We start from the raw sequence: 20,535 nt of genomic DNA on the forward strand, positions 1-20,535 counted from the left end.
CATGCCAGAAAGTGAGCAAATGACAACATTGAGAGCCAGTTAACAAAATGTGAATAGCGATAACCACCAATGACATCGACACCAGTTGAATATCCTGTGGCGGCTGATTAAGGTGGAGGCCCCAGTCAAGGAGAGACAAGATGGACATAGTGGTACTCGGTGGTGGCGTGGTCGGTGTGACCAGCGCCTGGTATCTGGCCAAGGCCGGTCACAAAGTGACCCTGCTGGAGCGGCGTGACGGGGTGGCCCTTGAAACCAGCCATGCCAACGCGGGTCAGATCTCCCCGGGTTATGCTTCCCCCTGGGCTGCCCCCGGCATTCCCCTCAAGGCCGCCAAATGGCTGCTGCAAAAGCACGCCCCCTTCACGGTGCGGCCCACCTCGGACCCCTTCCAGCTGCGCTGGATGCTGAAGATGTTCGCCAACTGCACGCCGGCGGCCTATGCGGTCAACAAGGGGCGCATGGTACGGCTGGCCGAATACAGCCGCGACTGCATGAAGCAGTTGCGGGGCGAGCTGGCGCTCGACTACGAAGGGCGCCAGCTCGGCACCCTGCAACTGTTTCGCAGTCAGGCCCAGCTCGATGCCAGCCAGCGCGATATCGCCGTGCTCGAGGAGTACGGCGTCCCCTATCAGTCTCTGAATGCCGACGGCTGCGAGGAGGTCGAGCCCGCCCTGGCAAGGGTGCGTGGCAAGGTGGTGGGGGGCCTGCGCCTGCCGGGAGATGAAACCGGTGACTGTTTCCGCTTCACCCAGGCCCTGGCGGACGAGGCCCGCAAGCTCGGGGTGAGCTTCGTCTTCAACTGCGCCATCGACGAGGTCGAGATCGCGAAGGGACGCGCCGTGGCGGTCCGTGCCGGCGAGCAGCGCTTCCAGGCCGACGCCATCGTCTGTGCCCTCGGCAGTTATGGCACCGGCTTCCTGCGCCCCCTCGGAATTGAGCTCCCCGTCTACCCGGTCAAGGGGTACTCCCTCACCCTGCCGATGACGGATGCCGAGGGCGCGCCGCGCAGCACTGTGCTGGACGAGACCTACAAGGTCGCCATCACCCGCTTCGACGAACGGATCCGGGTGGGCGGCATGGCCGAACTCTCGGGCTTCAACCTGGCGCTCAACCCCAGACGCCACGATACCCTGGCCATGGTGGTGAGGGATCTCTTCCCCCAGGGGGGGGATCTGGAGCAGGCCACCTTCTGGACCGGGCTGCGCCCCATGACGCCGGACGGCACGCCCCTGGTGGGCCCAAGCCCCATCCCCGGGCTCTGGCTCAATACCGGCCACGGTACCCTGGGCTGGACCATGGCGGCAGGATCGGGCCAGTTGCTCAGCGATCTCATCTCGGGCAATACCCCGGATATCAGCGACGAAGGGCTCACCCTGGCCCGCTACGGCTAGGCGTTGGCACCGTCTGTGCAAGTCTGCGAAAAAAGAGGGCGTGCCTGGCACGCCCTCTTTTTTCTTGCCCCCCTGGCTACGACGACACCGGGGTCGCCTCCTCGCTCGTCAGTCCGGGTTTCAGGGCCAGGGTGAAGAGCGCCGCCACCATGTCGGACTGAGTGATGATGCCCACCAGCTGCTCCCCCTCCACCACCGGCATGTGGTGCAGCCCCCCGTCGGAGAAGGCCTCCACCAGATCGTAGAGAGGCTGGTAGCGCCGCGCCGTCTGCACCTCCCGGGTCATCAGATCCGCCACCTGCAGGTGCTCAAGGGTCTCCTTCGCCCTCGGCTGGTGACCCGCCCGGTCGATCATCAGGTCGTGCAGGGTGATGATGCCGACCAGCCTCTCCCCCTCATCCACCACCGGCAGCGCCTTGATCTGGTGGTGGGAGAGCAGATGCCACGCTTCCATGGCGAGCGCCTGTGGCGTCGTCACGACGAGATCCCGCGACATCACATCCTGGCAACGCACCGTCCCCACTCGCCCCCGCAGGGCGTGCAACTGGGCCTCCTGCAGCAGCTCCTGCAGATCCTGGCGGCTGATGTCCAGCAGTTCCCCGTGTTTTTGCAGGGCAAAGTCGATGTCCTGGGTGGCGAGTCGGGCACTCGGCTGGGGATCCGCCGTCTGGTGGCGATTGGGCGCCGCCTTGCCGCCATGGGGATAACGACGCCCCAGAGCGCGGTTGTAGAGGAGCCCCAGACTCAGCAGCAACAGGGAGTTGAGCAGCACCGGCAGCAGCACGTAGCCGACCCCGAGCGCCCGGATCCCCTCGCCGCCGATGACGGCGGTCAGGGCCACGGCGCCGCCGGGCGGGTGCAGGCTGCGGGTGAGGAACATGGCGGCGATGGCCAGCATCACCGCCAGGGCCGAAGCGATAGCCATGTCCGGCAACAGGCTCGCACTCAATACCCCCATCAGGGCCGATACCCCGTTGCCCACAAGGATGGACCAGGGCTGGGCCAGGGGGCTGGCCGGGGCGGCAAACAGCAGCACGGCGGAGGCCCCCATGGGGGCGATGAGCCAGTGCACCTCGAGCCCCAGCCCCCAGCGGCACAGCAAGGCGGTGCCGAACAAGCCGACGAAGGCGCCAAGGGCGCCGTAACAACTCTCTTTGACGCTGGTATTGGTCGATACCGGCAAAAAATCCCTGAACTGCATGGTGCTCCCGCTGGCGATAACATTTATTTCAAATGCGCAATTCTAGCCACTTTCCCCCGTCCCGCACCAGCACCCGCTCCGCCATGGCCATCATCCGCACGCTTTTTCCCTTCTTAACATTGTCTTAAGAGTCCGCTGGCACCCTTTACGCCATCCCAACACTGGAGCCCAACGGTATGACTCACCTCAACGATGCCCTGCGCCGCTTCGACGGCCAACGCCGGGTCTGGACGGCGGGACTGGAGCGAACCCTGCTCGGCTGGCTTGCCAGTCGCAGCGCATTGCCGCCCTCTTCGCAGGCCCCCCGCCGGATCCTGGTCATTCGCAGCACCAACCGCATCGGCAACAACCTCTTCCTGCTGCCCTTCCTGCACCAGCTTCATCGCGCCCATCCCCACGCCGAGCTGGAGCTGGTGTGCAGCCCCACCACCCTGCTCCCCTTCCTGGCCGATCTGCCCCTGCGGCACATTCATCAGATCCGGTTGCAGGGCAGACACCTGCCGGGCGCCCTCTCGGCACTCTCGCGTCTGCGCCGCCAGCACTACGACAGGGTCTACGTCCCCTTCGCCTCCAGTACGGATCACTTCATCGCCGCCTGGGTACAGGCCCGTGAGAAATGCGGCTTCGACGATGGTCATGGGGATCTCATCTTCCCGCGTCCGCAGGCTGCGGACAGTGAGTGCCACTACGCCCACCAGCCCCTGCAACTGCTCGGCATACCGGGCAATCCGGCCGAACCCATCCCCCTTGGCAGCCTGTTGCAGGGGCCAAGCCCGACCTTGAGTGCGCTGCGACGAGCCCATCCTGGCCGTCCCCTGATCGGCTTTTTCACCGGCGCCCGCAAGGGCAAGGGGCTCTCCCTGCCCCAGTGGCAGCGGTTGCTTGGGGATCTGCGCCGTCACAGCCCGGATGCCCTGCTGGTCCAGCTCGCGGATCCCGCCGCCCCCGAGCACCTGCTCGGGGACGTGCACGTTTCCCTTGGCAACATGGGGGAGCTGGCCCGCTTCACGGGCGGCCTCTCCCTCTTCGTCAGCGCCGACACCGGTCCCCTGCACCTGGCTGCCGCCAGCGGTGTGCCCTGTCTTGGCCTCTTTACCCAGACCGACCCCGCCCGCTACGGGTGCCTGGGCGCCCAGCACCTCAATCTGGTGATCGAGGATCGCAATGCCATTCCCCTCGACCACCAGTGGCTGGCCGAGGCGCTCACAAGCGCCCCTCACCCGGTGACGATGTCGGTTTCCCCCACCCGCTACCTGCCCGCCCCCCGGCCCGCCCTGATCCCCCTCTAGGGAGCGGCCATGCAAAAAAAGAGGGAAGGCTGTCGCCTTCCCTCTCTCGTCATGGTGACACTCACCGGGCGCTCGTCCGGGTGAATGGAAGCCCTCAGGCCAGCTCGGCGCGCAGCGCCCGGGTCGCATCGACCATCACCTTCAGGGCAGCGGTGGTCTCTTCCCAGCCGCGGGTCTTGAGGCCGCAGTCCGGGTTCACCCAGAGCCGGTCCGCCGGGATTTGTTGCGCAGCCTTGCGGATGAGGTCTTCAATCCAGCCCTGGCTCGGTACGTTCGGCGAGTGGATGTCGTAGACGCCCGGGCCGATCTCGTTGGGGTAGTTGAAACGCTCGAACGCTTCGAGCAACTGCATCTGGCTGCGGCTCGTCTCGATGGTGATCACATCCGCGTCCAGCGCAGCCACCGCCTCGATGATGAGGTTGAAGTCGCTGTAACACATGTGGGTGTGGATCTGGGTGCTGTCCACCACCGGGCTTGCGCTCAGGCGGAAGGCGCGCACCGCCCAGTCGAGATAGGCCTGGTGATCCTGCTTGCGCAGGGGCAGCCCTTCGCGGATCGCCGGCTCGTCGATCTGGATGACCTTGATGCCGGCGGCTTCCAGGTCAGCCACCTCGTCGCGAATGGCCAGGCCAATCTGCAGGGCGGACTGCTCGCGGCTCACGTCTTCCCGCGGGAAGGACCAGCAGAGAATGGTCACGGGGCCGGTCAGCATGCCCTTCACCGGCTTGTCGGTCAGGCTCTGGGCAAACTTCGTCCACTCAAGGGTCATGGGGGTCGGACGGTCGATGTCACGGGTGATCACCGGCGGCTTGACGCAGCGGGAGCCATAGCTCTGTACCCAGCCAAAGCGGGTGATGGCAAAGCCGTCCAGCAGCTCCCCGAAATACTCCACCATGTCGTTGCGCTCCGCTTCACCGTGCACCAGCACGTCGAGCCCGATGGCCTCCTGGCGCTCGATGGCGTCCTTGATCTGGGCCTGGATGCCCGCCTCGTAGGCCTGGTCATCGATGCGCCCGGCACGCCAATCCTGGCGCAGCACCCGGATTTCAGAGGTCTGCGGGAAGGAGCCGATGGTGGTGGTGGGCAGGAGCGGCAGCTTCAGATCCGAGCGCTGCGCGTCGGCACGCACCGGGTAGGCGCTCTGGCGATCGAAGTCACTGTTGGTCAGGCTGGCGAGTCGTGACTGCACCGCTTTCTTGTGAACCCGGCTGTCGGACTCCCGATCCACGATGGGCTGGCTGTAAGCCTCGATCTTGTCCAGGGGGCCACCGTCCAGGTAGTCGGACAGCAGCCCCAGCTCATAGCACTTTTGCAGGGCGAAGGCGAACCAGCTGCGGGTCTGGGGATCCAGCTCGTGCTCCAGGGTCAAATCCACCGGGCTGTGCAGCAAGGAGCAGGAGGAGGCCACCCAGAGGCGCTCGCCAAGCTTTTCTTTCAAGGCCTTGAGGGTCGGCGCCAGCTTGGCCAGGTTGGCACGCCAGACGTTGCGGCCGTTGATGACACCCGCCGAGAGTACCCACTGGGCCGGCAGGTGCGGGACCAGGGTCTCGAGCTGCTCGGGGGCAGCCACCAGATCCAGGTGCAGGCCGTCCACCTTCAGACTGGTGATGATGTCCCGCTGATGGGCCACGGACCCGAAGTAGGTGGTGAGCAGCAGCTTGCAGGGGCCGCTCAGGCGCTCATACGCCTTGAGGTAGGCCAGGCGCCACTCATCCGGCAGGTCCAGCGCCAGAGCCGGCTCGTCGATTTGCACCCACTCCACCCCCTGGGCCGCCAGTTTGGCCAGGATCTCCTGGTAGACGATCAGCAGGCGATCCAGCAGTTCGAGGCGGGAGAAGCCGCTCTCTTTCTCCTTGCCAAGCCACAGGTAGGAGACGGGGCCCAGCAACACCGCCTTGACCGGCAGCCCAAGGGCCTTGGCCTCTTCCACCTCGTCAAAGAGCTGGCTCCAGCCCAGCTTGAAGCGCTGGTCACGGTAAAATTCCGGCACCAGGTAGTGGTAGTTGGTGTTGAACCATTTGGTCATCTCGGCAGCGGCCGCCGCCGGGCCGGTCGGCGCACGGCCACGGGCCACCCGGAACAGGGTGTCGAGGTCGGTGTCGCCGTGGCGGTGACGGGCAGGCACGGCGTCTACCAGCAGGCTGGTACCCAGCACCTGATCGTACCAGGCAAAATCCCCCACCGGCAGCAGGTTGACCCCGGCGGTACGCTGGGCCTGCCAGTGGCGCTCACGCAGGCTCTTGCCCACGGCGACCAGCTCGGCCTGGGTGGTTTCGCCACGCCAGTAGGATTCGAGGGCAAATTTCAGTTCGCGCTTGGCGCCGATACGGGGAAAGCCCAGGGTGTGTGCGAAGGTCATAGGTTCCATTCCTTATGCTCGTTTATCTGATGAGGATCTGGATTGTTTGGCCATCCAGATGTTTACACATCCAAAATGACAAGATAAGGTGGCCTTGGCTATTGAATCCTCTTCAACTGGCTCTCAAGAATTTCTCAACTGACGCACAAAGGAGCAGTGCCATGGTCGCGCCCACCCCATCCAGCCCCCCTCAGAGCAGCAATCTGGGCATCGATCTCAAACACCTGAAGACCATCAGCGCCCTGGCCGAGCAAGGGTCCCTGGCCGGGGCCGCGCTCAGCCTCAACCTCACCCAGTCCGCCCTCTCCCACCAGCTCAAGGAGCTGGAGACCCGCCTCAATCTGGAGCTGTTTCTTCGAAAAAGCCGCCCTCTGGTGCTGACGGCGGCAGGCCAGCATCTGCTGGCCCTGGCCCGTCAGGTGCTGCCCGCCCTGGCCCAGACCGAGCGTCAGCTGGTCGCCCTGCACAGCGGCGAGGCGGGCAGGCTGCATCTGGCCCTCGATTGCCACAGCTGCATCCAGTGGCTGCTCCCGCTGTTGCCGGACTTTCGCCGCCAGTGGCCCGGCGTGGATCTGGAGGTGGAGTCGGTGCCGGGTTTCGATGCCATCAGTGCCCTGCTTGGCGGCCAGCTCGACCTGCTGCTCACCTCGGATGTGCAGGCCCGCGGAGATCTTCATTTCGAGCCGCTGTTCGCCTTCGATCTCACCCTGGTGATGGCACCGGATCACCCCCTCTGCCAGCAGCGGCGCATCGCACCAGACGATCTGCGACCGGAGGTGCTGCTGGTCTACCCGGTGGAGCGGGCGCGCATGGACGTGTTCAGCCGTTTCCTGCAACCGGCCGGGGTGGAGCCCGCCCGTTGCAAACCGGTGGACAACACCTCGGTCATGCTGCAGATGGCCGCCGCCGGGCTCGGGCTCGCCGCCCTGCCCCGCTGGGCCAGCGAGGAGTTCGTGCGCCAGGGCCTGCTTGAGGCGCGCCCTCTCGGGGAGGGCATTCGCCGCCACATGTATGGCGCCGTGCGCGCCGCCGACAAAGATCAGGCCTGCCTGCAGAGCCTGTTCGAGCGCATCCGCACCCGGATGGCGGCCCAGTAAGCCGGACACAAAAAAGCCGCCAGGATCCGGCGGCTTTCATCACGGGTTGCCCGCGCAGACGAAGAGTCGGGTATCAGCACTCATCACCCCTCGCCCCACCCAGCCTTCGCGGGCAGTTGCCACACAGTTCCCCATCCCGGCGCTTGTAGTGCAGGCAGCAGCGCTGGCGCACATAGCCCGGGAAGGCCTCGTCCCGGGGCAGGCCCGCCTCGCGCCAACCCGTCAGATGTGCCGACGGCAGGCCACAGGATTCAAGCCAGAGGGGGGCATGGGCCCTCACCTCCTCCCGACTCACTTCCCCGAAGAAATCGGGCACCCGCACCAGGGCCGCCAGCAGATCGTCCGCCAGGAGCGGGCGCACGAAACCGGGGCGCAGCCGCTGCGCCGTCCCAAGGAGGGTGAACAGCCCCTGCCAGTGCGCCTGGAGTCGCTCCCCGGCCGTCTTGATCAACACGCCGACCTCCCCTCTGATCATGGGCTCGGCCGGCAGGGTAAAGCCCGACACCACGCCGGCCTCATGCCCCTGTCCCAGCCTGTCGAGGGCAGGCACGGCCTGATGGCGGTAGACGGCCACCATGGCGAGATAGATGGATTGCCAGCAGAGCATGCCCCAGCTGCGGGTGAGCCAGTAGGCGGGCCCCGCCTCCGGGTGTGCCTGCTGCCAGTGCGCATGGAGGGCTGCGGCCACCTCGGTCGACGTCGCCCCGGTGGCATCCGTCAGTGGCGTGCACACGTCACCGGCCGCCACCAGGTTCCCCTTGAGGGACGGGATCAGGCTGGCCGCCGCCGCGAACAGGGCTTGGTGATCCGAGACGAGGGCGCGTTCCGCGTCCGCTTTTTCCCGGCCAAGGCCGTGCTCCCGACCAAGGCCGCGCGGCACACCGCGCGCCCTCTCCTCGCCCATTCGTTGAAAGGGCCCCGGGCGCGTGCCGGGGCGCAAGGTCAGAATGCGTATTTGAGTCGCGCCTCCACGCTTCGTTCGGCCCCGAACCAGCAGTTGTTCTGGTCGTAGCAGGAGTAGTAGGTCTTGTTGAACAGGTTACTGGCGCCAAGTGATACACCTACCCCCTTCAGGCTTGCGCTGAGGGCAGCGAGATCGTAGGAGGCGGACATGTCCATCAGGAGGTAGTCCGGTACCTTGTCGGTGTTGGCTGCATCCATCTCGGCCTCCCCCACGTAGCGCAGGCCGGCGCCCACTCGCATTCCCTCGAGGTTGCCACCCGGGTAGTAGTTGCTCCACAACGACGCCATCTGTCTGGGGACCCAGACCGGCGTCTTGCCCTGCAGCGTAGTGGTGTCACGCGTGATCTCCATGTCCATCAGGGTGTAGTTGAGGGCCAGATCCAGCTGGCTGGTGAGATCGGCTCTCCCCTCAAGCTCGATGCCCCTGGAGACCGTCTCCCCGGTCTGCAGCTTGGGCCCGTAGACATTGTCCGGATCCGTCACCAGGGCGTTCTTCTTGGTGATGTGGAACGCCGACAGCGTCGCCGTCTTGCTCATGTCGTCGGAGAGGAACTTGACGCCCCCTTCCCACTGATGACCGGTCGCCGGTTTGAACGCCTGACCCTGCTTGTCCGCCCCCGGCACCGGCTCGAAACTCTCGGCATAGCTCGCATAGGGGGAGAAGCCGCCATCCAGCTCATAGAGGGCGCCGACGCGGAAGGAGAGGTTGTCCTGATCGATGTGGGCCAGGGACTGGCTGTCCGCCCCCTGATAGAGGGTCCGGCTGTCGGTGTCCATCCGGTAGCGGTCGTAGCGGGCGCCGCCGATGGCCACCAGTCGATCGAGGCGCACCTGATCCTGCAGATAGACGCCGGTCTGGGACTGGCGGATCACCTTTTTATCCTGGTAGTTGAAAGTGAGTGCCTCTGGGACTATCTGGCTATGGTTCGGGTTGAAAATGTCGATGCTGGGCGCCGAGTAGTCGAGGGTATCCCGGTAGAGGATATGGGCATCCAGGTACTGGTAGTCGACCCCGAGCAGCAGGTTGTGCTGGGCAGAGCCCGTCTGCACCTTGCCCGCCAGCTGGTTGTCGATGACAACGCCGCGAGAGTCTTCATCGGTGAGGTAGGCGTTGCGGGCCAGGGTGCGGTTGTCCGCCGCCAGGGCCGCGTTGTAGGTGTTGCGCTGATAGGCAGACGCATCCATATAGCGGGCATTTTGCAGCACCTGCCAGCGCTCGTTAAAGTCGTGGCTCAGCTTGTAGCCCAGCAGGGTCACATCCCGGTTGTACTCGTTCCAGTTCTCGTCACCAAGGAAGGTGTCGCTGCCAAGCTGCCCCAGGGGGTTGGACTTGGCCGAGCCGCTGGCGGGCACAGTGGTGTAGATGCCGGCCTCGGGATCCTTCTGGTAGTAAAGGTTGAGGTTCAGCAGGGTGCGCTCGCCGAGCTGCCAGTCCAGGGACGGTGCAAAGACATAGCGCTCCTCCTTCGAGGTCACCGCCTGGCCATCCTTCTCCCGGGCCAGTCCCACCAGCCGATAGGCGAGCTGCTCGTTGATGGCACCGGTGCTGTCGAGGGTCATCTCCTTGAGGGTGCCCGTGCCGGTCGCCACGCTCACGTTGTGCTTGCTCTCCCGCTGGGGGCGCTTGGCGATGAGGTTGACCATGCCGCCGGGGGGCATGCTGCCATAGAGCACCGATGTCGGCCCCTTGAACACCTCCAGCTGCTCGATGGCCACCGGATCTATCTGGGGTTGCAGGTTCCAGTCGTTGTACTGGAGCAGCAGGCCGTCATAGAAGTTCTGGTAGTTGTCAAAGCCACGGATGTTGAACAGATCCAGCCGGTTGACCGCCCCGCCCCTCAGCTCGGTGTTGACGCCGGGCACGTAGCGCAGCGCCTCGCTCACCGAACTGACACCGCGCAGCGACAGGGTCTCCCCATCCACCACCGAGATGGCCTGGGGCGTCTCGATGGGGTCGAGCCGGGTCTTGGTCGCGGTGTTGCGATAGGTCTGGCCGAGCACGGTCAGGGTCTCGTCGGCGGTGGCCGTATCCTGGCTGTCGGGCGCGGCGGCCTGTACAAAGCCTGCAAGCAGGGTGGAGATGGTCACGGCGACCAGGGTCAAAGGGGGGTGAACAAGCTGCATCTGATCCTCGATTACTTACTGCATGTGAATAGTAACAAATATCATTTGCATTTTATTGTTCTATTTTGCCCCGATATTAACAATTTGGGGCATGTTGGCGGGGAAGCGGGGAAAGCGAGGGTGGCAGGCACGCCATCTCCTATCGGAGGCAACATGGCAACGTCGTCGAGGCTCTCAGGGAGGCCCATCATGGCCGCCTGATGAAGGTCACCGCCTTCACTTGCACAGCAATTTAGCAAGTAACCATCACATATTCAGAACATGGCAGCATTTTTACCCCCATATTCACACTCATCGGACAAGTATGGTCGCGTTCTCCCTCCCCTTGTTGATCCTGGTCAATCGCTATTGATAAATGAGGCGATAGCATGCCCACCCTTTTATCAGCCCTGATTGAGACAATACCAAGCCATCAGCACACGCCTATGCATGAGACCGCCTACCAAAACCTGCACTGCGATACCCAGCTCAACGTCACCTTCGGAGTCATCGTTCTGACCCTGCTCATCGCCCTGATGGCCGTCAGTGTCAGCATCAAAACCTCTGCCGAGCGCAAGTATCACAAGGTGGCGGCCATGTTCGTGCACAACATGGCGACCCAGTCCATCGAGCCACAGTTCAAGTCACTGGAGCATGTCCTCAACGAAACGGGCAGTGTCATCGATGAATCAGGCCTGGATGCCTTCCTCAATGAGGGCAACACGCCCCTTGGCCTCTCCCTGATGCAAACGTTGGCGCTCACCCCCTATGTGAAGAGCATCCTGCTCGCCGATCCGCAGGGGCGGTTCAACTCCGTCCCCCATCTGCCCGTCGAGGAGCACGTTGATGCCAGGGAGCGCCCCTGGTTTCTCGCGGCCGCCGTGCGAACCCCCTTCGTGCACTACACCGACCACTACACCAGCAAGTTCGATGACAAGAGCCGCAGCGTCTCCGTCTCCCGCCCCCTGCTCGACAAGGAGGGGGTCTTCCTCGGCACCCAGGCCATGAACGTGGATCTCGAGCAGATGAGCTATCCCCTGCGCCAGCTCATGAGCCCTCTCAAGGGGGAGTTCTACCTGGTCGATCGGGCAGGCGACATCCTGCTGCACTCGGATGTGGGGAACCTGTTTCGCCATCGCGTGGACCGCCGGCTCATCGAGCAGATGACCAACGGCGCCGACCACCTCTTCGATGCAAAGCGCCAGACCCACCTCTACTACTACTCCTTCTCCAACCCGGACTGGTTCGTCATCTATGCCGTCAGCGATGCCAGGTTCAAGGAGGTGAGCAGCCGCGAGTCCTACCAGATCCAGATCACCCTGGTGGGCTGCATGCTGATCTGCCTGCTCTGCTGGTGGTCCTTGCGTCATGTGCTCAGCAAGATGATCTTCGAGATCATCGCCCTGATGCGCGCCGGACGCATCCACGCGGGCAAACCGGGGGATCAGTTGCGCCAGGAGATCCAGAACGGCCATCGCCAGATGCAGGAAGCCGTGGAGGCGTCCAACACGGATGCCCTCACGGGCCTGTTCAATCGCCGCTGCTTTGACAAGGCACTCGACGACCAGCTGATCGCCGGCCGCCCTTTCTGCCTGGGGTTGATCGATCTGGACAACTTCAAATCCATCAATGACACCCACGGCCACCCGGTCGGTGACGACGTCCTGCGGGCGGTGGCCCGGGAAGGGCGGCAGATTGCAGGCAAGGAGGCCACCCTCTACCGCTACGGCGGCGAGGAGCTGGCCATCATCATTCCCGGGGATGACAGCACCAGAGCACTGACGCTGCTCGAGCAGTGGCGCACCCAGGTGGCACAGCGGCCATGGCGCGAACCGGAACTGGTGGTGACCTTCTCTGCCGGGTTGGGACTGTGGCGACAGGAGTCCGCCGAGCAACTGCTGGCGCGGGTCGATCAGGCGCTCTATCAGGCCAAGGATGCCGGCAAGAATCGGGTGCACCATGCCGACTGATCCCCTGGCACAGCGTCTGCGTCTGGCCATCGTGCTCGGGCTCCTCTTGCTGGTCGGCCTCACCGCCCTCAACCTCCTGCAGGCGGCCAGCGGCCTTCGCAAGGACAACGCGCGCAGCCTGAACCATGCTAGGGCCATGATAGAGAGTGCCATCAACGACAGTCAGTCCCTGGTCGAGGCCGCCCGCCCCCTCGCCATGGGCCGCTGCCAGGATGAGCAACTGGCCCTGCGCGACCTCATCACCGCCTCCCCCTATGCGCGGGCACTCTATGTGCTGGAGGGGCAGCAACTGCGCTGTACCACCCTGCACAGACCCATCCTCACCCGGGATATTCCCCGTGGCCCGGCGGGCAACCAGACACTGATCCTCGCCAGACACAGCCCCATCACCGGGCAGACCGCCATACTCTACCGTCAGCCATCCGGCGATCGCACCCTGCTGGTGGAGCTGGACGGCTTCCACATCTTCGGCGCCTTGCAGGCCGTGATGGGAGAGGACAACCTCTTCTTCCTCCTCGGGGACCAGGCTCTCGATGGCCACGGCAGAACCCTGCCAGCAGCCCGCCTGCTGGAAGGGGGACAACGTCTGCAACAAAGCTAGCCCACCGCTCATCCCTATCGCCTGGTGGCGCTCAATGGTTACAAGGAAGTGCTGGCGTTTGCCTGGGCGTACAACCAGGAGAACCTGCTTGCCGCCCCTGTGCTGGCGCTGTTGCTGGGGCTGCTCACCTTCTATCTGAGGGGGCGCAGCGCCTCCCCCCACAGCGAGCTCGCCAGAGCCATGGCGGCCCGGGAGTTCATCCCTTATCTGCAACCCGTGATGGACAGGCAGGGGCGCCTGCGCGGTTGTGAAGTGCTGATGCGCTGGCGTCATCCCACACAAGGGATGATTGCCCCCAACCACTTCATTCCCCTCGCGGAGGAGTGCGGCTACATAGTACCCATGACCCGCCAGTTGATGGCCCAGACCCGGGATTATCTGGTCGGGGTGGCCAACAGGCTGCCCCCCGGCTTTCACGTCGCCGTCAATGTCTGCGCCCAGCACTTCAAAAACCAGGACATCGTCGCCGAGTGCCGCGACTTTCTTCGCGCCTTCCCGGGCCAGGATCTGCGTCTGGTGCTCGAGGTGACGGAGCGGGAGATGGTGGATGCGGACGAGCAGACCCGCGCCATCTTCGATGCCCTGGACGAGCTGGGCGTGCTCATCGCCATCGATGACTTTGGCACCGGCCACTCCAGCCTCTGCTATCTGCAGATGTTCCATGTGGACATCATCAAAATCGATCGCAGCTTTATCAAGGGAATGCAAGAGGAAGGCCCCTCCCGCCATATCGTCGAAAACATCCTGGATCTCGCCCATCGCATGGGGCTGGCTCTGGTCGCCGAGGGGGTGGAGACTCAGGAACAGGTCGAAATGGCACGCCATTATGGCATCGACTACCTGCAGGGCTTCTACTTCGCCAAGCCGCTGCCACCGGCCCAGTTCACTGATCTCCTGGCCAGCGCCACACGCCCGGAGCCATCGCGGCTCCATGCCGGGGTGAGCCTCCTTCCCTAACGGGGGGCAACGGGCAGCCAGTACTCCATGGTGGCGTCGGGCTGCTGGCCGTCAAAGCCGGGGGCATAGCGCTCCAGCTCGAAACCGTCCAGCCCCCGGTATGCCGACTCCGGCAGCCAGTGCAGGATGAACCAGTGCAGGCTCTCCCCCAGCTGGGCAATGGGTCCTTTGTGGGTGAGCACGGCATACTCCTGAGCCGGCACGTTGAGACTCGACAGGCCGGGGGGCGTAGGCGCCGTCGTGGCCACTCCGGCCCAGTAAGGCAGCCGCTCCCCTGCCCCCGACACATCCACCACCCCCAGCCATTCCCTCGACAGGTCCAGCGCCCCCGTCTCGCGCAGCGCTCGCCAGATGGCGGGCACCGTCTGCTGAAAATCCGGTGAGGCATCGAACAACCCCCGGATCGTGCCACTGACTCCCAGCAAGGTGAACGCCGGCAGGCTCTCTATGCGCACCTGCACCAGGTTGGGAGAGGCAGAGCGGGGGACCGCCGCCCGCACTAGGGGCGTGCGCAGCCCCAGCCGCAGGCCCCGCTTGCGATACGCCAGCGGAGAGCAGCCAAATTGCTGTTTGAAGGCGCGGCTGAAACTCACTTCCGAGCCAAACCCGTGATCCAGCGCCACATCCAGCACCCGCAGCCGGGTGGAAAGCAGCGCCTCCGCCGCCATGCTCAGCTTCAGCTCGCGCACATAGTGAGCCACCGTCTGGCCCGTCTCATGCAGGAATACCCGTTGCAACTGCCAGCGGGACCAGCAGCTCTGCCGGGCCAGCGCCTCCAGGGAGAGCGGCTGATCCAGATTGGCATGGATGTAGTCGAGCACTCGCTCGATCCGGGTGAGGTGGGCGCGCGCCTCGGGTGCCGGCTCACGGAGTGGGTGGGGAGAAGTCGGTGTCATGATGCGCTTGAGACCACGCCAGCAGAGGGCGCTCTGGCCCGGGAGGGCCACATTAAACAGGGGTGTCGCGCCGACCGCAAGGCCGGCGCACCGCCTGGCTATTCATCCCGCCCCGCTCAGGGTAGACGGCTCTGGCCATGCTCGGCAAAGTGGCTGCGAAGGGCGCTGATCACCCGCCGCACCTTCTCCGGGATCTCCCGCTGGGGGGTGATGGCATGGATCTCCATGGGAGGGGCCAAAAAGCCCGGCAGCAGCACGAGCAATCGACCGGTGGCGATATCTTCTTCTATTTCACCTTCCGGTTGCAGCGAAATCCCCTGCCCTGCCAGGGTGAACTGGCGCAGGGGCAAGACGTTGTTGCACAGCACCCTGGGCTTGGGCTTGATCTTGTGGGCCTCCCCCTTCTCGTCCAGCAGCAGTATCCCGCCCCCCAGCATGTCCGAGGCCAGCCAGTCGTGGGCCAGCAGATCCGCCGGGCTGCGCGGCGTGCCCTTGCGTGCCAGATAGGCGGGCGAGGCACACAGCAGCATCCGGGTCTGACCCAGTCTGCGCGCCACCAGGGTGGAATCTTCAAGCGTGCCGACCCGCAGCGCCACGTCGATGCGCTCCTTGATGAGATCCCGCTTCTCGTCGTCGGCAATGATCTGGATGCCCAGGCCCGGGTGCGCCTGCAGCAGCGGCGAGAGCGCCCGCGCCAGGGGCTGGCCCGCCATCCCCACCGGCGCGGTGATCCGCACTTCTCCGAGCAGGCTGTCGCGCACCTCCGAGAGGCGCAGCTCGGTGTCGTTCAGGGTCTGCTGCAACGACTGGCAACCCTGCCACACCACCTCCCCCGCCTCGGTCAGGCTGAGGCGGCGGGTGGAGCGGTGCAGCAGGGGCAGGCCGAGCTGGCTCTCCAGTTGACTGATATGCTGGCTGACGGCGGACGGGGTCATGCCGAGGGCCTTGGCGGCGCCGGTCATGCTGCCCGCCTCCACCACGGCGGCGAAGATGGCGTAGCGTCTGAGCTGATCCATTATGAAGCCCTGCTTACAAGTGAATACAATTTTAAGTGGATTATTAAATCACACTCGGGGGCGTAGGATAGCCCCATTCCCACAGTGAAGGAGAATTCCCATGAAGATTGCCCTCATCGGTGCCAGCGGTTTTGTCGGTTCAGCCATCCTCCAGGAGGCCGTCAGCCGCGGTCATCAGATCACCGCCATCGTGCGTGACGTGAGCAAGGTCGCCGCTCACCCGCAAGTCACCGCCGTGGCGGTGGACGCCCAGGACAGCCAGGCACTGGCCAAGGTGCTCAAGGGGCACGATCGGGTGATCAGTGCCTACAACCCGGGCTGGAGTGCCCCGGACATCTACGATCAGTACCTCAAGGGGGCCAGCGCTATCGTGGCCGCCGCCAACGACGCCGGGAGCTGGTTGCTGGTGGTCGGCGGTGCCGGCAGTCTGGAAATCGCCCCGGGCGTGCAGCTGGTGGATACCCCGGAGTTCCCGGCAGAGTGGAAGCAAGGGGCCCTCGCGGCCCGGGATGGTCTCACCGCCCTTCGCCGGGAAACCACCCTCGACTGGCGCTTCATCTCCCCACCGGTGTTCCTCGAACCCGGCGAGAAGCGCGGCGGTTACCGCCTTGGCACGGATCAGGTGCTGTTCAGCGGCGAGCAGCCCGCCGGGATCACGGTCGGCGATCTGGCGGACGGGGTGCTGAACGAGGCGCAAGCACCGGCTCACCTGCGCCAGCGTTTCACCCTGGGTTATTGAGGAAAGGCGCGCCAGCAACCCTTTCCATGACAGTCACACGGAGGGAGGCGGATGCCTCCCTCCGTCTTTTCTCTCCCGCGTCTATCCCGTCACGCCAATGTCGCTCTAACCCAGTACGGCCGATCGCCGCCTGAGCCGCCCGTTGCTCGTTCCATTCGCTCAAGTCCGAATTCCATTTCGAATTTTGTATATAACTAAGAATATTTTGTTGCTTCCACCTTATAACCTCGAACAGTAGCATCACCCTCAACCCAAACGGCGCCACTCAAGAAGAGTGCGCCCCGGTTTCGCAACACCCCGCACGCCGGGGCACGCAGACCCCGTTCACGGAAAGTGAGGAGATGCCCATGACCACCCCATCATTGCCGATCATCGATCTCGCCGCCCTCAAAGGCACCCCGGCTGCACGCAGCCAGATGCTGGCGCAGCTTGGCCAGGCCGCCCGCGAAGTGGGCTTTTTCTATCTGGTGGGCCACGATCTGAGCGAATCGGCGCGCCAGGAGACCCTGGCGCTCGCCGCCCGCTTCTTCGCCCTGCCACTTGAAGAAAAACTGGCGGTGCAGATGGTTCACTCCCCGCACTTTCGCGGCTACAACCAGGTGGGGGCAGAGCTCACCCGGGCACGGCCGGATCTGCGGGAGCAGTTCGATATCATGAATGAGGCCCAGGCCCTGCCTGTGGCGCATATTCGTGAACCCTGGCAGCGCCTCATCGGCCCCAATCAGTGGCCCGCCGCCCTGCCCGAGATGAAAACACGGCTGCTGGCATGGCAGGATCGACTGAGCGACATCACCCTCACCCTGCTGGATGCCTTCGCAGAGGTGCTGGGGCAGCCCGCCGGAGTATTTGATGAGAGCATTCGCGGTGCCCCCTACCAGCACATGAAGCTCATTCACTACCCCGGACAACCGGAAGGCAGCAGTGGTCAGGGGGTGGGTGCCCACAAGGATCCCGGCTACCTGACCCTGGTGATGCAGGACGATCACTCCGGGCTCGAGGTGGAGACGGCAGATGGCTGGATCCCCGCGCCCCCCCTGCCGGGCGCCCTGGTGGTCAACATCGGCGAACTGCTGGAGCTCGCGTCCGACGGCTACCTCAAGGCTACCCTGCACCGGGTGGTGAGCCCGCCTCCCGGGGTATCGCGCCTCTCCTGCGCCTTCTTCATGGCGGCAAGGCTGGATGCGACTGTGCCACTGCTTAGCCTCTCCCCCGAGCTGGCGGCACTGGCCGAAGGGCCCCAGAGCGATCCCGCCAACCCGCTCTTTTATCAGGTGGGGGAAAACGTGCTCAAGGGGAGGCTGCGCTCCCACCCGGATGTGGCGGCCCGCCACTATGCAGGCGAGCCGCAGCGCGAGCCAGCGCTAGCCTGACAACACCGCCACACCACATTAGAAAAGGGGCGCGACGGCGCCCCGGATAACACAAGCAGTCGGGCAACAGCCTGGCAATGACGGAGTACAAAAATGAAATTCAAGACCATGAGCGTGCACAGCGGCCAGCGGATCGATCCCCAGACCGGCGCCCTCACCACCCCGCTCTACCAGAGCAGCACCTTCAGCTACTTCAACGCCCAGGCGGGCAAGGAGCGCTTCGCAGGTCAAGCCCCCGGCTTCATCTACAGCCGCTTTGGCAACCCCACCACCGCCGAACTGGAGCAGAAGCTGGCAGCCCTCGAAGGTGCAGATGAGGCACTGGTGGTGGCCAGCGGCATGGCGGCGGTGAGTGCCATCATGTATGCCCTGGCCGACAGTGGTGATGAAGTGGCCTATATCGGCCCCCTCTACGGCGGCACCGATGCCTTCCTCAAGCAGACCTTCAGCCGCGCCGGCATCAAGATCACCGCCTACGAGAGCGATCAGGATCTGCTGGCCAATATCCGCCCCGCCACCAAGGTGGTACTGTTCGAAACCCTGACCAACCCCACCCTCAAGATGGTGGATCCGCGGGTGGTGGTGGAAGCGGCCCGCAAGGTGGGCGCCATCACGGTATGTGACAACACCTTCCTCACCCCCTACCTGCTGCGCCCGCTCGAGCTTGGCATCGACATCGTCATGCACAGCGGCACCAAGTATCTGGGCGGTCACGGCGACATCATCGCCGGGGTGGTGGCGGGTCGTCATGAGCTGATGAAGTCGATTCGCACCGTGGCCCTCAAGCACATCGGCTCTCCCATCGGCCCGCAGGAGGCCTACCTGCTGCAACGGGGGGTCAAGACCCTTCCCCTGCGCATGGATGCCCACCTGCACAACGCCCAGAAGGTGGCCGAGTTCCTGGATGCCCACCCAGCGGTGAAGAAGGTGATCTACCCGGGCCTTGCCAGCCATCCGGGCCACGATGCCCTCGGCGCCTTCGCCAGCGGCTTTGGAGGCATGGTGAGCATCGAGCTGGAAGGCGGGTTTGAGCGCTGCGCCACCCTGCTCGACAACCTGCAACTCTTCGTGCAGGCGGTGAGCCTCGGCGATCTCGAGAGCCTCGCCTGCCATCCGGCCAGCACCACCCACGCAGCCATGGACGAGGCGAGCCGCCTCGCTGCCGGGGTCAATGACGATCTCATTCGATTCAGCATCGGGGTGGAAGACGCCGACGATCTGATTGCCGATCTGGCCGCCGCCCTGGCCCTCCTCTGATATCCAGTAGCGATCCGGGCGAGTGACGCAATAAAAAAAGGGAAGGCAATGCCTTCCCTTTCTCTTTTCTGCCCGGCGCCCTCATCAGGCGTCGTGGTAATCCTGGCAGGCGCTCAGGGTGTTCTCCATCAGGCTGGCGACCGTCATGGGGCCCACGCCCCCCGGTACCGGCGTGATGAAGGCGGCGTGATTACGCGCGGTCTCATACTCCACATCTCCCACCAGGGAGCCGTCCGCAAGGCGGTTGATGCCCACGTCGATCACCAGGGCACCGGGTTTGACCCACTCCCCCGGAATGAAGTTGGGCTTGCCCACCGCCACGACCAGCAAGTCGGCCCGGCGCACCTGGGTCTCCAGATCCTGGGTGAAGCGGTGACAGGTGGTGGTGGTGCAACCGGCCAGCAACAGCTCCAGCGTCATGGGACGCCCCACGATGTTGGAAGCCCCGACCACCACCGCATGCAGACCGTGGGTCTTGACGCCTGTGGTCTCGATCAGGGTCATGATCCCCTTGGGTGTGCAGGGTCGCAGCGCCGGGATGCGCTGGGCCAGACGACCCACGTTGTAGGGATGGAAGCCATCAACGTCTTTGTCGGGACGAATGCGCTCCAGCACCTGGGTGGTATCGCAGTGAGCCGGCAAGGGCAACTGCACCAGGATGCCGTCCACTTCCGGATCCTCGTTGAGCTGGTCGATCAGGGACAGCAGCTCCGCTTGTGTCGCCGTGGCGCTGAGGTCATAAGAGCGGGAGACAAATCCCACCTCTTCACAAGCGCGACGTTTGCTGCCCACATAGACTTGGGAGGCCGGATCCAGCCCCACCAGGATCACCGCCAGACCCGGTGCCCGTTTCCCCTGCGCCAACCGCTGTTGGACTTGCGCGGCGACCTGATTGCGAATCGTTTGCGCAACCTGTTTTCCATCAATGATTTTGGCAGACATCGTTCTTCACTCACCATGTGTTCAACTGCGGCGCATTGTCGCATTTTTTTGGCGCGGGTGTTAGCGGCTCTCGCAGGGAGGGCAATAAGTAGGCACTTGAATTTACTGGCGGAAAAAGTCGTTGACGCTGACTTTGGCGCTTGGGTATGATGCCCGCCCGTTGCCCAGTGGTGCCGCCGAAGGTATGCTGGATGGCGAATTTTCGGTGATTAGCGCAGCCCGGTAGCGCATCTGGTTTGGGACCAGAGGGTCAAAGGTTCGAATCCTTTATCACCGACCAGGTTCATCGGGAAATCCCCGGATTTCTTGATACAACGCGCCCTTAGCTCAGTCGGATAGAGCAACGGCCTTCTAAGCCGTGGGTCGCAGGTTCGAATCCTG

16 protein-coding genes and 1 tRNA gene are annotated in these 20,535 nt (G+C 64.4%); 10 read left to right on the plus strand and 7 right to left on the minus strand.

The window, feature by feature from the left end:
- The first annotated feature begins 140 nt into the window (after window positions 1-140).
- Entirely contained in the window at window positions 141-1,394 is a 1,254-nt protein-coding gene (locus BGO64_RS00080; RefSeq protein WP_286699928.1) for a D-amino acid dehydrogenase, read from the plus strand.
- A gap of 76 nt (window positions 1,395-1,470) precedes the next feature.
- Here BGO64_RS00080 and BGO64_RS00085 read toward each other — a convergent pair whose 3' ends face one another.
- A complete protein-coding gene (locus BGO64_RS00085) occupies window positions 1,471-2,595 on the minus strand; it encodes an HPP family protein (RefSeq protein ID WP_286699929.1) in 1,125 nt (374 codons plus the stop codon).
- 176 nt (window positions 2,596-2,771) lie between these two features.
- On the opposite strand from BGO64_RS00085, the gene BGO64_RS00090 reads away from it, so the two are divergent.
- Window positions 2,772-3,884 carry a glycosyltransferase family 9 protein gene (locus BGO64_RS00090; protein ID WP_286699930.1) on the plus strand — a complete coding sequence of 371 codons (1,113 nt, stop codon included), beginning with the start codon at window positions 2,772-2,774 and terminating at the stop codon, window positions 3,882-3,884.
- Window positions 3,885-3,978: 94 nt separating this feature from the next.
- On the opposite strand, the gene metE is transcribed toward BGO64_RS00090, so the two are convergent.
- Window positions 3,979-6,243 (minus strand): 5-methyltetrahydropteroyltriglutamate--homocysteine S-methyltransferase, encoded by a 2,265-nt coding sequence (metE, locus tag BGO64_RS00095; protein WP_286699931.1) that lies wholly within the window; start codon window positions 6,241-6,243, stop codon window positions 3,979-3,981.
- A gap of 161 nt (window positions 6,244-6,404) precedes the next feature.
- Between metE and BGO64_RS00100 the strand changes: the two genes are divergently transcribed.
- The gene (locus BGO64_RS00100; protein ID WP_104452998.1) at window positions 6,405-7,340 is read left to right on the plus strand and encodes a LysR substrate-binding domain-containing protein; all 936 of its coding nucleotides are present in this window, start codon (window positions 6,405-6,407) and stop codon (window positions 7,338-7,340) included.
- A gap of 73 nt (window positions 7,341-7,413) precedes the next feature.
- Here the strand turns inward: BGO64_RS00100 and BGO64_RS00105 are convergent, their stop codons facing one another.
- Together BGO64_RS00105 and BGO64_RS00110 are read right to left on the minus strand one after the other, a co-directional pair.
- Window positions 7,414-8,244 carry a siderophore ferric iron reductase gene (locus tag BGO64_RS00105; RefSeq protein WP_410488801.1) on the minus strand — a complete coding sequence of 277 codons (831 nt, stop codon included), beginning with the start codon at window positions 8,242-8,244 and terminating at the stop codon, window positions 7,414-7,416.
- A gap of 38 nt (window positions 8,245-8,282) precedes the next feature.
- Window positions 8,283-10,427 (minus strand): TonB-dependent siderophore receptor, encoded by a 2,145-nt coding sequence (locus BGO64_RS00110; protein WP_286699932.1) that lies wholly within the window; start codon window positions 10,425-10,427, stop codon window positions 8,283-8,285.
- Window positions 10,428-10,852: 425 nt separating this feature from the next.
- Between BGO64_RS00110 and BGO64_RS00115 the strand changes: the two genes are divergently transcribed.
- From BGO64_RS00115 to BGO64_RS00125, 3 genes are read left to right on the plus strand one after another with little or no spacing between them, the layout of a single operon-like run.
- Entirely contained in the window at window positions 10,853-12,376 is a 1,524-nt protein-coding gene (locus BGO64_RS00115) for a sensor domain-containing diguanylate cyclase (protein ID WP_286699933.1), read from the plus strand.
- Entirely contained in the window at window positions 12,366-12,977 is a 612-nt protein-coding gene (locus BGO64_RS00120; protein ID WP_286699934.1) for a CSS-motif domain-containing protein, read from the plus strand. Before BGO64_RS00115 ends, BGO64_RS00120 begins: the two co-directional genes overlap by 11 nt.
- 24 nt (window positions 12,978-13,001) lie before the next feature.
- The gene (locus BGO64_RS00125; RefSeq protein ID WP_286699935.1) at window positions 13,002-13,934 is read left to right on the plus strand and encodes an EAL domain-containing protein; all 933 of its coding nucleotides are present in this window, start codon (window positions 13,002-13,004) and stop codon (window positions 13,932-13,934) included.
- Here BGO64_RS00125 and BGO64_RS00130 read toward each other — a convergent pair.
- Together BGO64_RS00130 and BGO64_RS00135 are read right to left on the minus strand one after the other, a co-directional pair.
- Complete coding sequence (locus BGO64_RS00130) at window positions 13,931-14,830, minus strand: helix-turn-helix domain-containing protein (RefSeq protein WP_239053679.1); 900 nt, start codon at window positions 14,828-14,830, stop codon at window positions 13,931-13,933. The genes BGO64_RS00125 and BGO64_RS00130 overlap by 4 nt on opposite strands.
- Window positions 14,831-14,946: 116 nt before the next feature.
- Window positions 14,947-15,846 (minus strand): LysR family transcriptional regulator, encoded by a 900-nt coding sequence (locus BGO64_RS00135; RefSeq protein WP_239053680.1) that lies wholly within the window; start codon window positions 15,844-15,846, stop codon window positions 14,947-14,949.
- Window positions 15,847-15,946: 100 nt separating this feature from the next.
- Between BGO64_RS00135 and BGO64_RS00140 the strand changes: the two genes are divergently transcribed.
- From BGO64_RS00140 to BGO64_RS00150, 3 genes are all read left to right on the plus strand, one after another.
- Window positions 15,947-16,585 carry an NAD(P)-dependent oxidoreductase gene (locus BGO64_RS00140; protein WP_239053681.1) on the plus strand — a complete coding sequence of 213 codons (639 nt, stop codon included), beginning with the start codon at window positions 15,947-15,949 and terminating at the stop codon, window positions 16,583-16,585.
- 347 nt (window positions 16,586-16,932) lie between these two features.
- Window positions 16,933-17,955 (plus strand): isopenicillin N synthase family dioxygenase, encoded by a 1,023-nt coding sequence (locus BGO64_RS00145; RefSeq protein WP_045524490.1) that lies wholly within the window; start codon window positions 16,933-16,935, stop codon window positions 17,953-17,955.
- A 93-nt stretch (window positions 17,956-18,048) separates the two neighbouring features.
- Window positions 18,049-19,212 carry a trans-sulfuration enzyme family protein gene (locus tag BGO64_RS00150; protein ID WP_239053682.1) on the plus strand — a complete coding sequence of 388 codons (1,164 nt, stop codon included), beginning with the start codon at window positions 18,049-18,051 and terminating at the stop codon, window positions 19,210-19,212.
- Between the two features lie 84 nt (window positions 19,213-19,296).
- On the opposite strand, the gene folD is transcribed toward BGO64_RS00150, so the two are convergent.
- Window positions 19,297-20,154, minus strand: a complete 858-nt coding sequence (gene folD / locus BGO64_RS00155; RefSeq protein ID WP_010674955.1) for a bifunctional methylenetetrahydrofolate dehydrogenase/methenyltetrahydrofolate cyclohydrolase FolD — start codon at window positions 20,152-20,154, stop codon at window positions 19,297-19,299.
- Window positions 20,155-20,357: 203 nt separating this feature from the next.
- On the opposite strand from folD, the gene BGO64_RS00160 reads away from it, so the two are divergent.
- Window positions 20,358-20,434, plus strand: a tRNA-Pro gene (locus tag BGO64_RS00160).
- The last annotated feature ends 101 nt before the right edge of the window (window positions 20,435-20,535 follow it).

Origin of the sequence: Aeromonas sp. 62-46 (genome assembly GCF_001898585.1) — a bacterium.
GTDB lineage: Bacteria > Pseudomonadota > Gammaproteobacteria > Enterobacterales > Aeromonadaceae > Aeromonas > Aeromonas caviae.

Excerpts from the sequence above, each read along its gene's own strand:
- BGO64_RS00080 (WP_286699928.1), top strand. The coding sequence starts at position 141 with ATGGACATAGTGGTACTCGGTGGTGGCGTGGTCGGTGTGACCAGCGCC.
- BGO64_RS00085 (WP_286699929.1), bottom strand. The coding sequence starts at position 2,595 with ATGCAGTTCAGGGATTTTTTGCCGGTATCGACCAATACCAGCGTCAAA.
- BGO64_RS00090 (WP_286699930.1), top strand. The coding sequence starts at position 2,772 with ATGACTCACCTCAACGATGCCCTGCGCCGCTTCGACGGCCAACGCCGG.
- metE (WP_286699931.1), bottom strand. The coding sequence starts at position 6,243 with ATGACCTTCGCACACACCCTGGGCTTTCCCCGTATCGGCGCCAAGCGC.
- BGO64_RS00100 (WP_104452998.1), top strand. The coding sequence starts at position 6,405 with ATGGTCGCGCCCACCCCATCCAGCCCCCCTCAGAGCAGCAATCTGGGC.
- BGO64_RS00105 (WP_410488801.1), bottom strand. The coding sequence starts at position 8,244 with ATGGGCGAGGAGAGGGCGCGCGGTGTGCCGCGCGGCCTTGGTCGGGAG.
- BGO64_RS00110 (WP_286699932.1), bottom strand. The coding sequence starts at position 10,427 with ATGCAGCTTGTTCACCCCCCTTTGACCCTGGTCGCCGTGACCATCTCC.
- BGO64_RS00115 (WP_286699933.1), top strand. The coding sequence starts at position 10,853 with ATGCATGAGACCGCCTACCAAAACCTGCACTGCGATACCCAGCTCAAC.
- BGO64_RS00120 (WP_286699934.1), top strand. The coding sequence starts at position 12,366 with ATGCCGACTGATCCCCTGGCACAGCGTCTGCGTCTGGCCATCGTGCTC.
- BGO64_RS00130 (WP_239053679.1), bottom strand. The coding sequence starts at position 14,830 with ATGACACCGACTTCTCCCCACCCACTCCGTGAGCCGGCACCCGAGGCG.
- BGO64_RS00135 (WP_239053680.1), bottom strand. The coding sequence starts at position 15,846 with ATGGATCAGCTCAGACGCTACGCCATCTTCGCCGCCGTGGTGGAGGCG.
- BGO64_RS00140 (WP_239053681.1), top strand. The coding sequence starts at position 15,947 with ATGAAGATTGCCCTCATCGGTGCCAGCGGTTTTGTCGGTTCAGCCATC.
- BGO64_RS00145 (WP_045524490.1), top strand. The coding sequence starts at position 16,933 with ATGACCACCCCATCATTGCCGATCATCGATCTCGCCGCCCTCAAAGGC.
- BGO64_RS00150 (WP_239053682.1), top strand. The coding sequence starts at position 18,049 with ATGAAATTCAAGACCATGAGCGTGCACAGCGGCCAGCGGATCGATCCC.
- folD (WP_010674955.1), bottom strand. The coding sequence starts at position 20,154 with ATGTCTGCCAAAATCATTGATGGAAAACAGGTTGCGCAAACGATTCGC.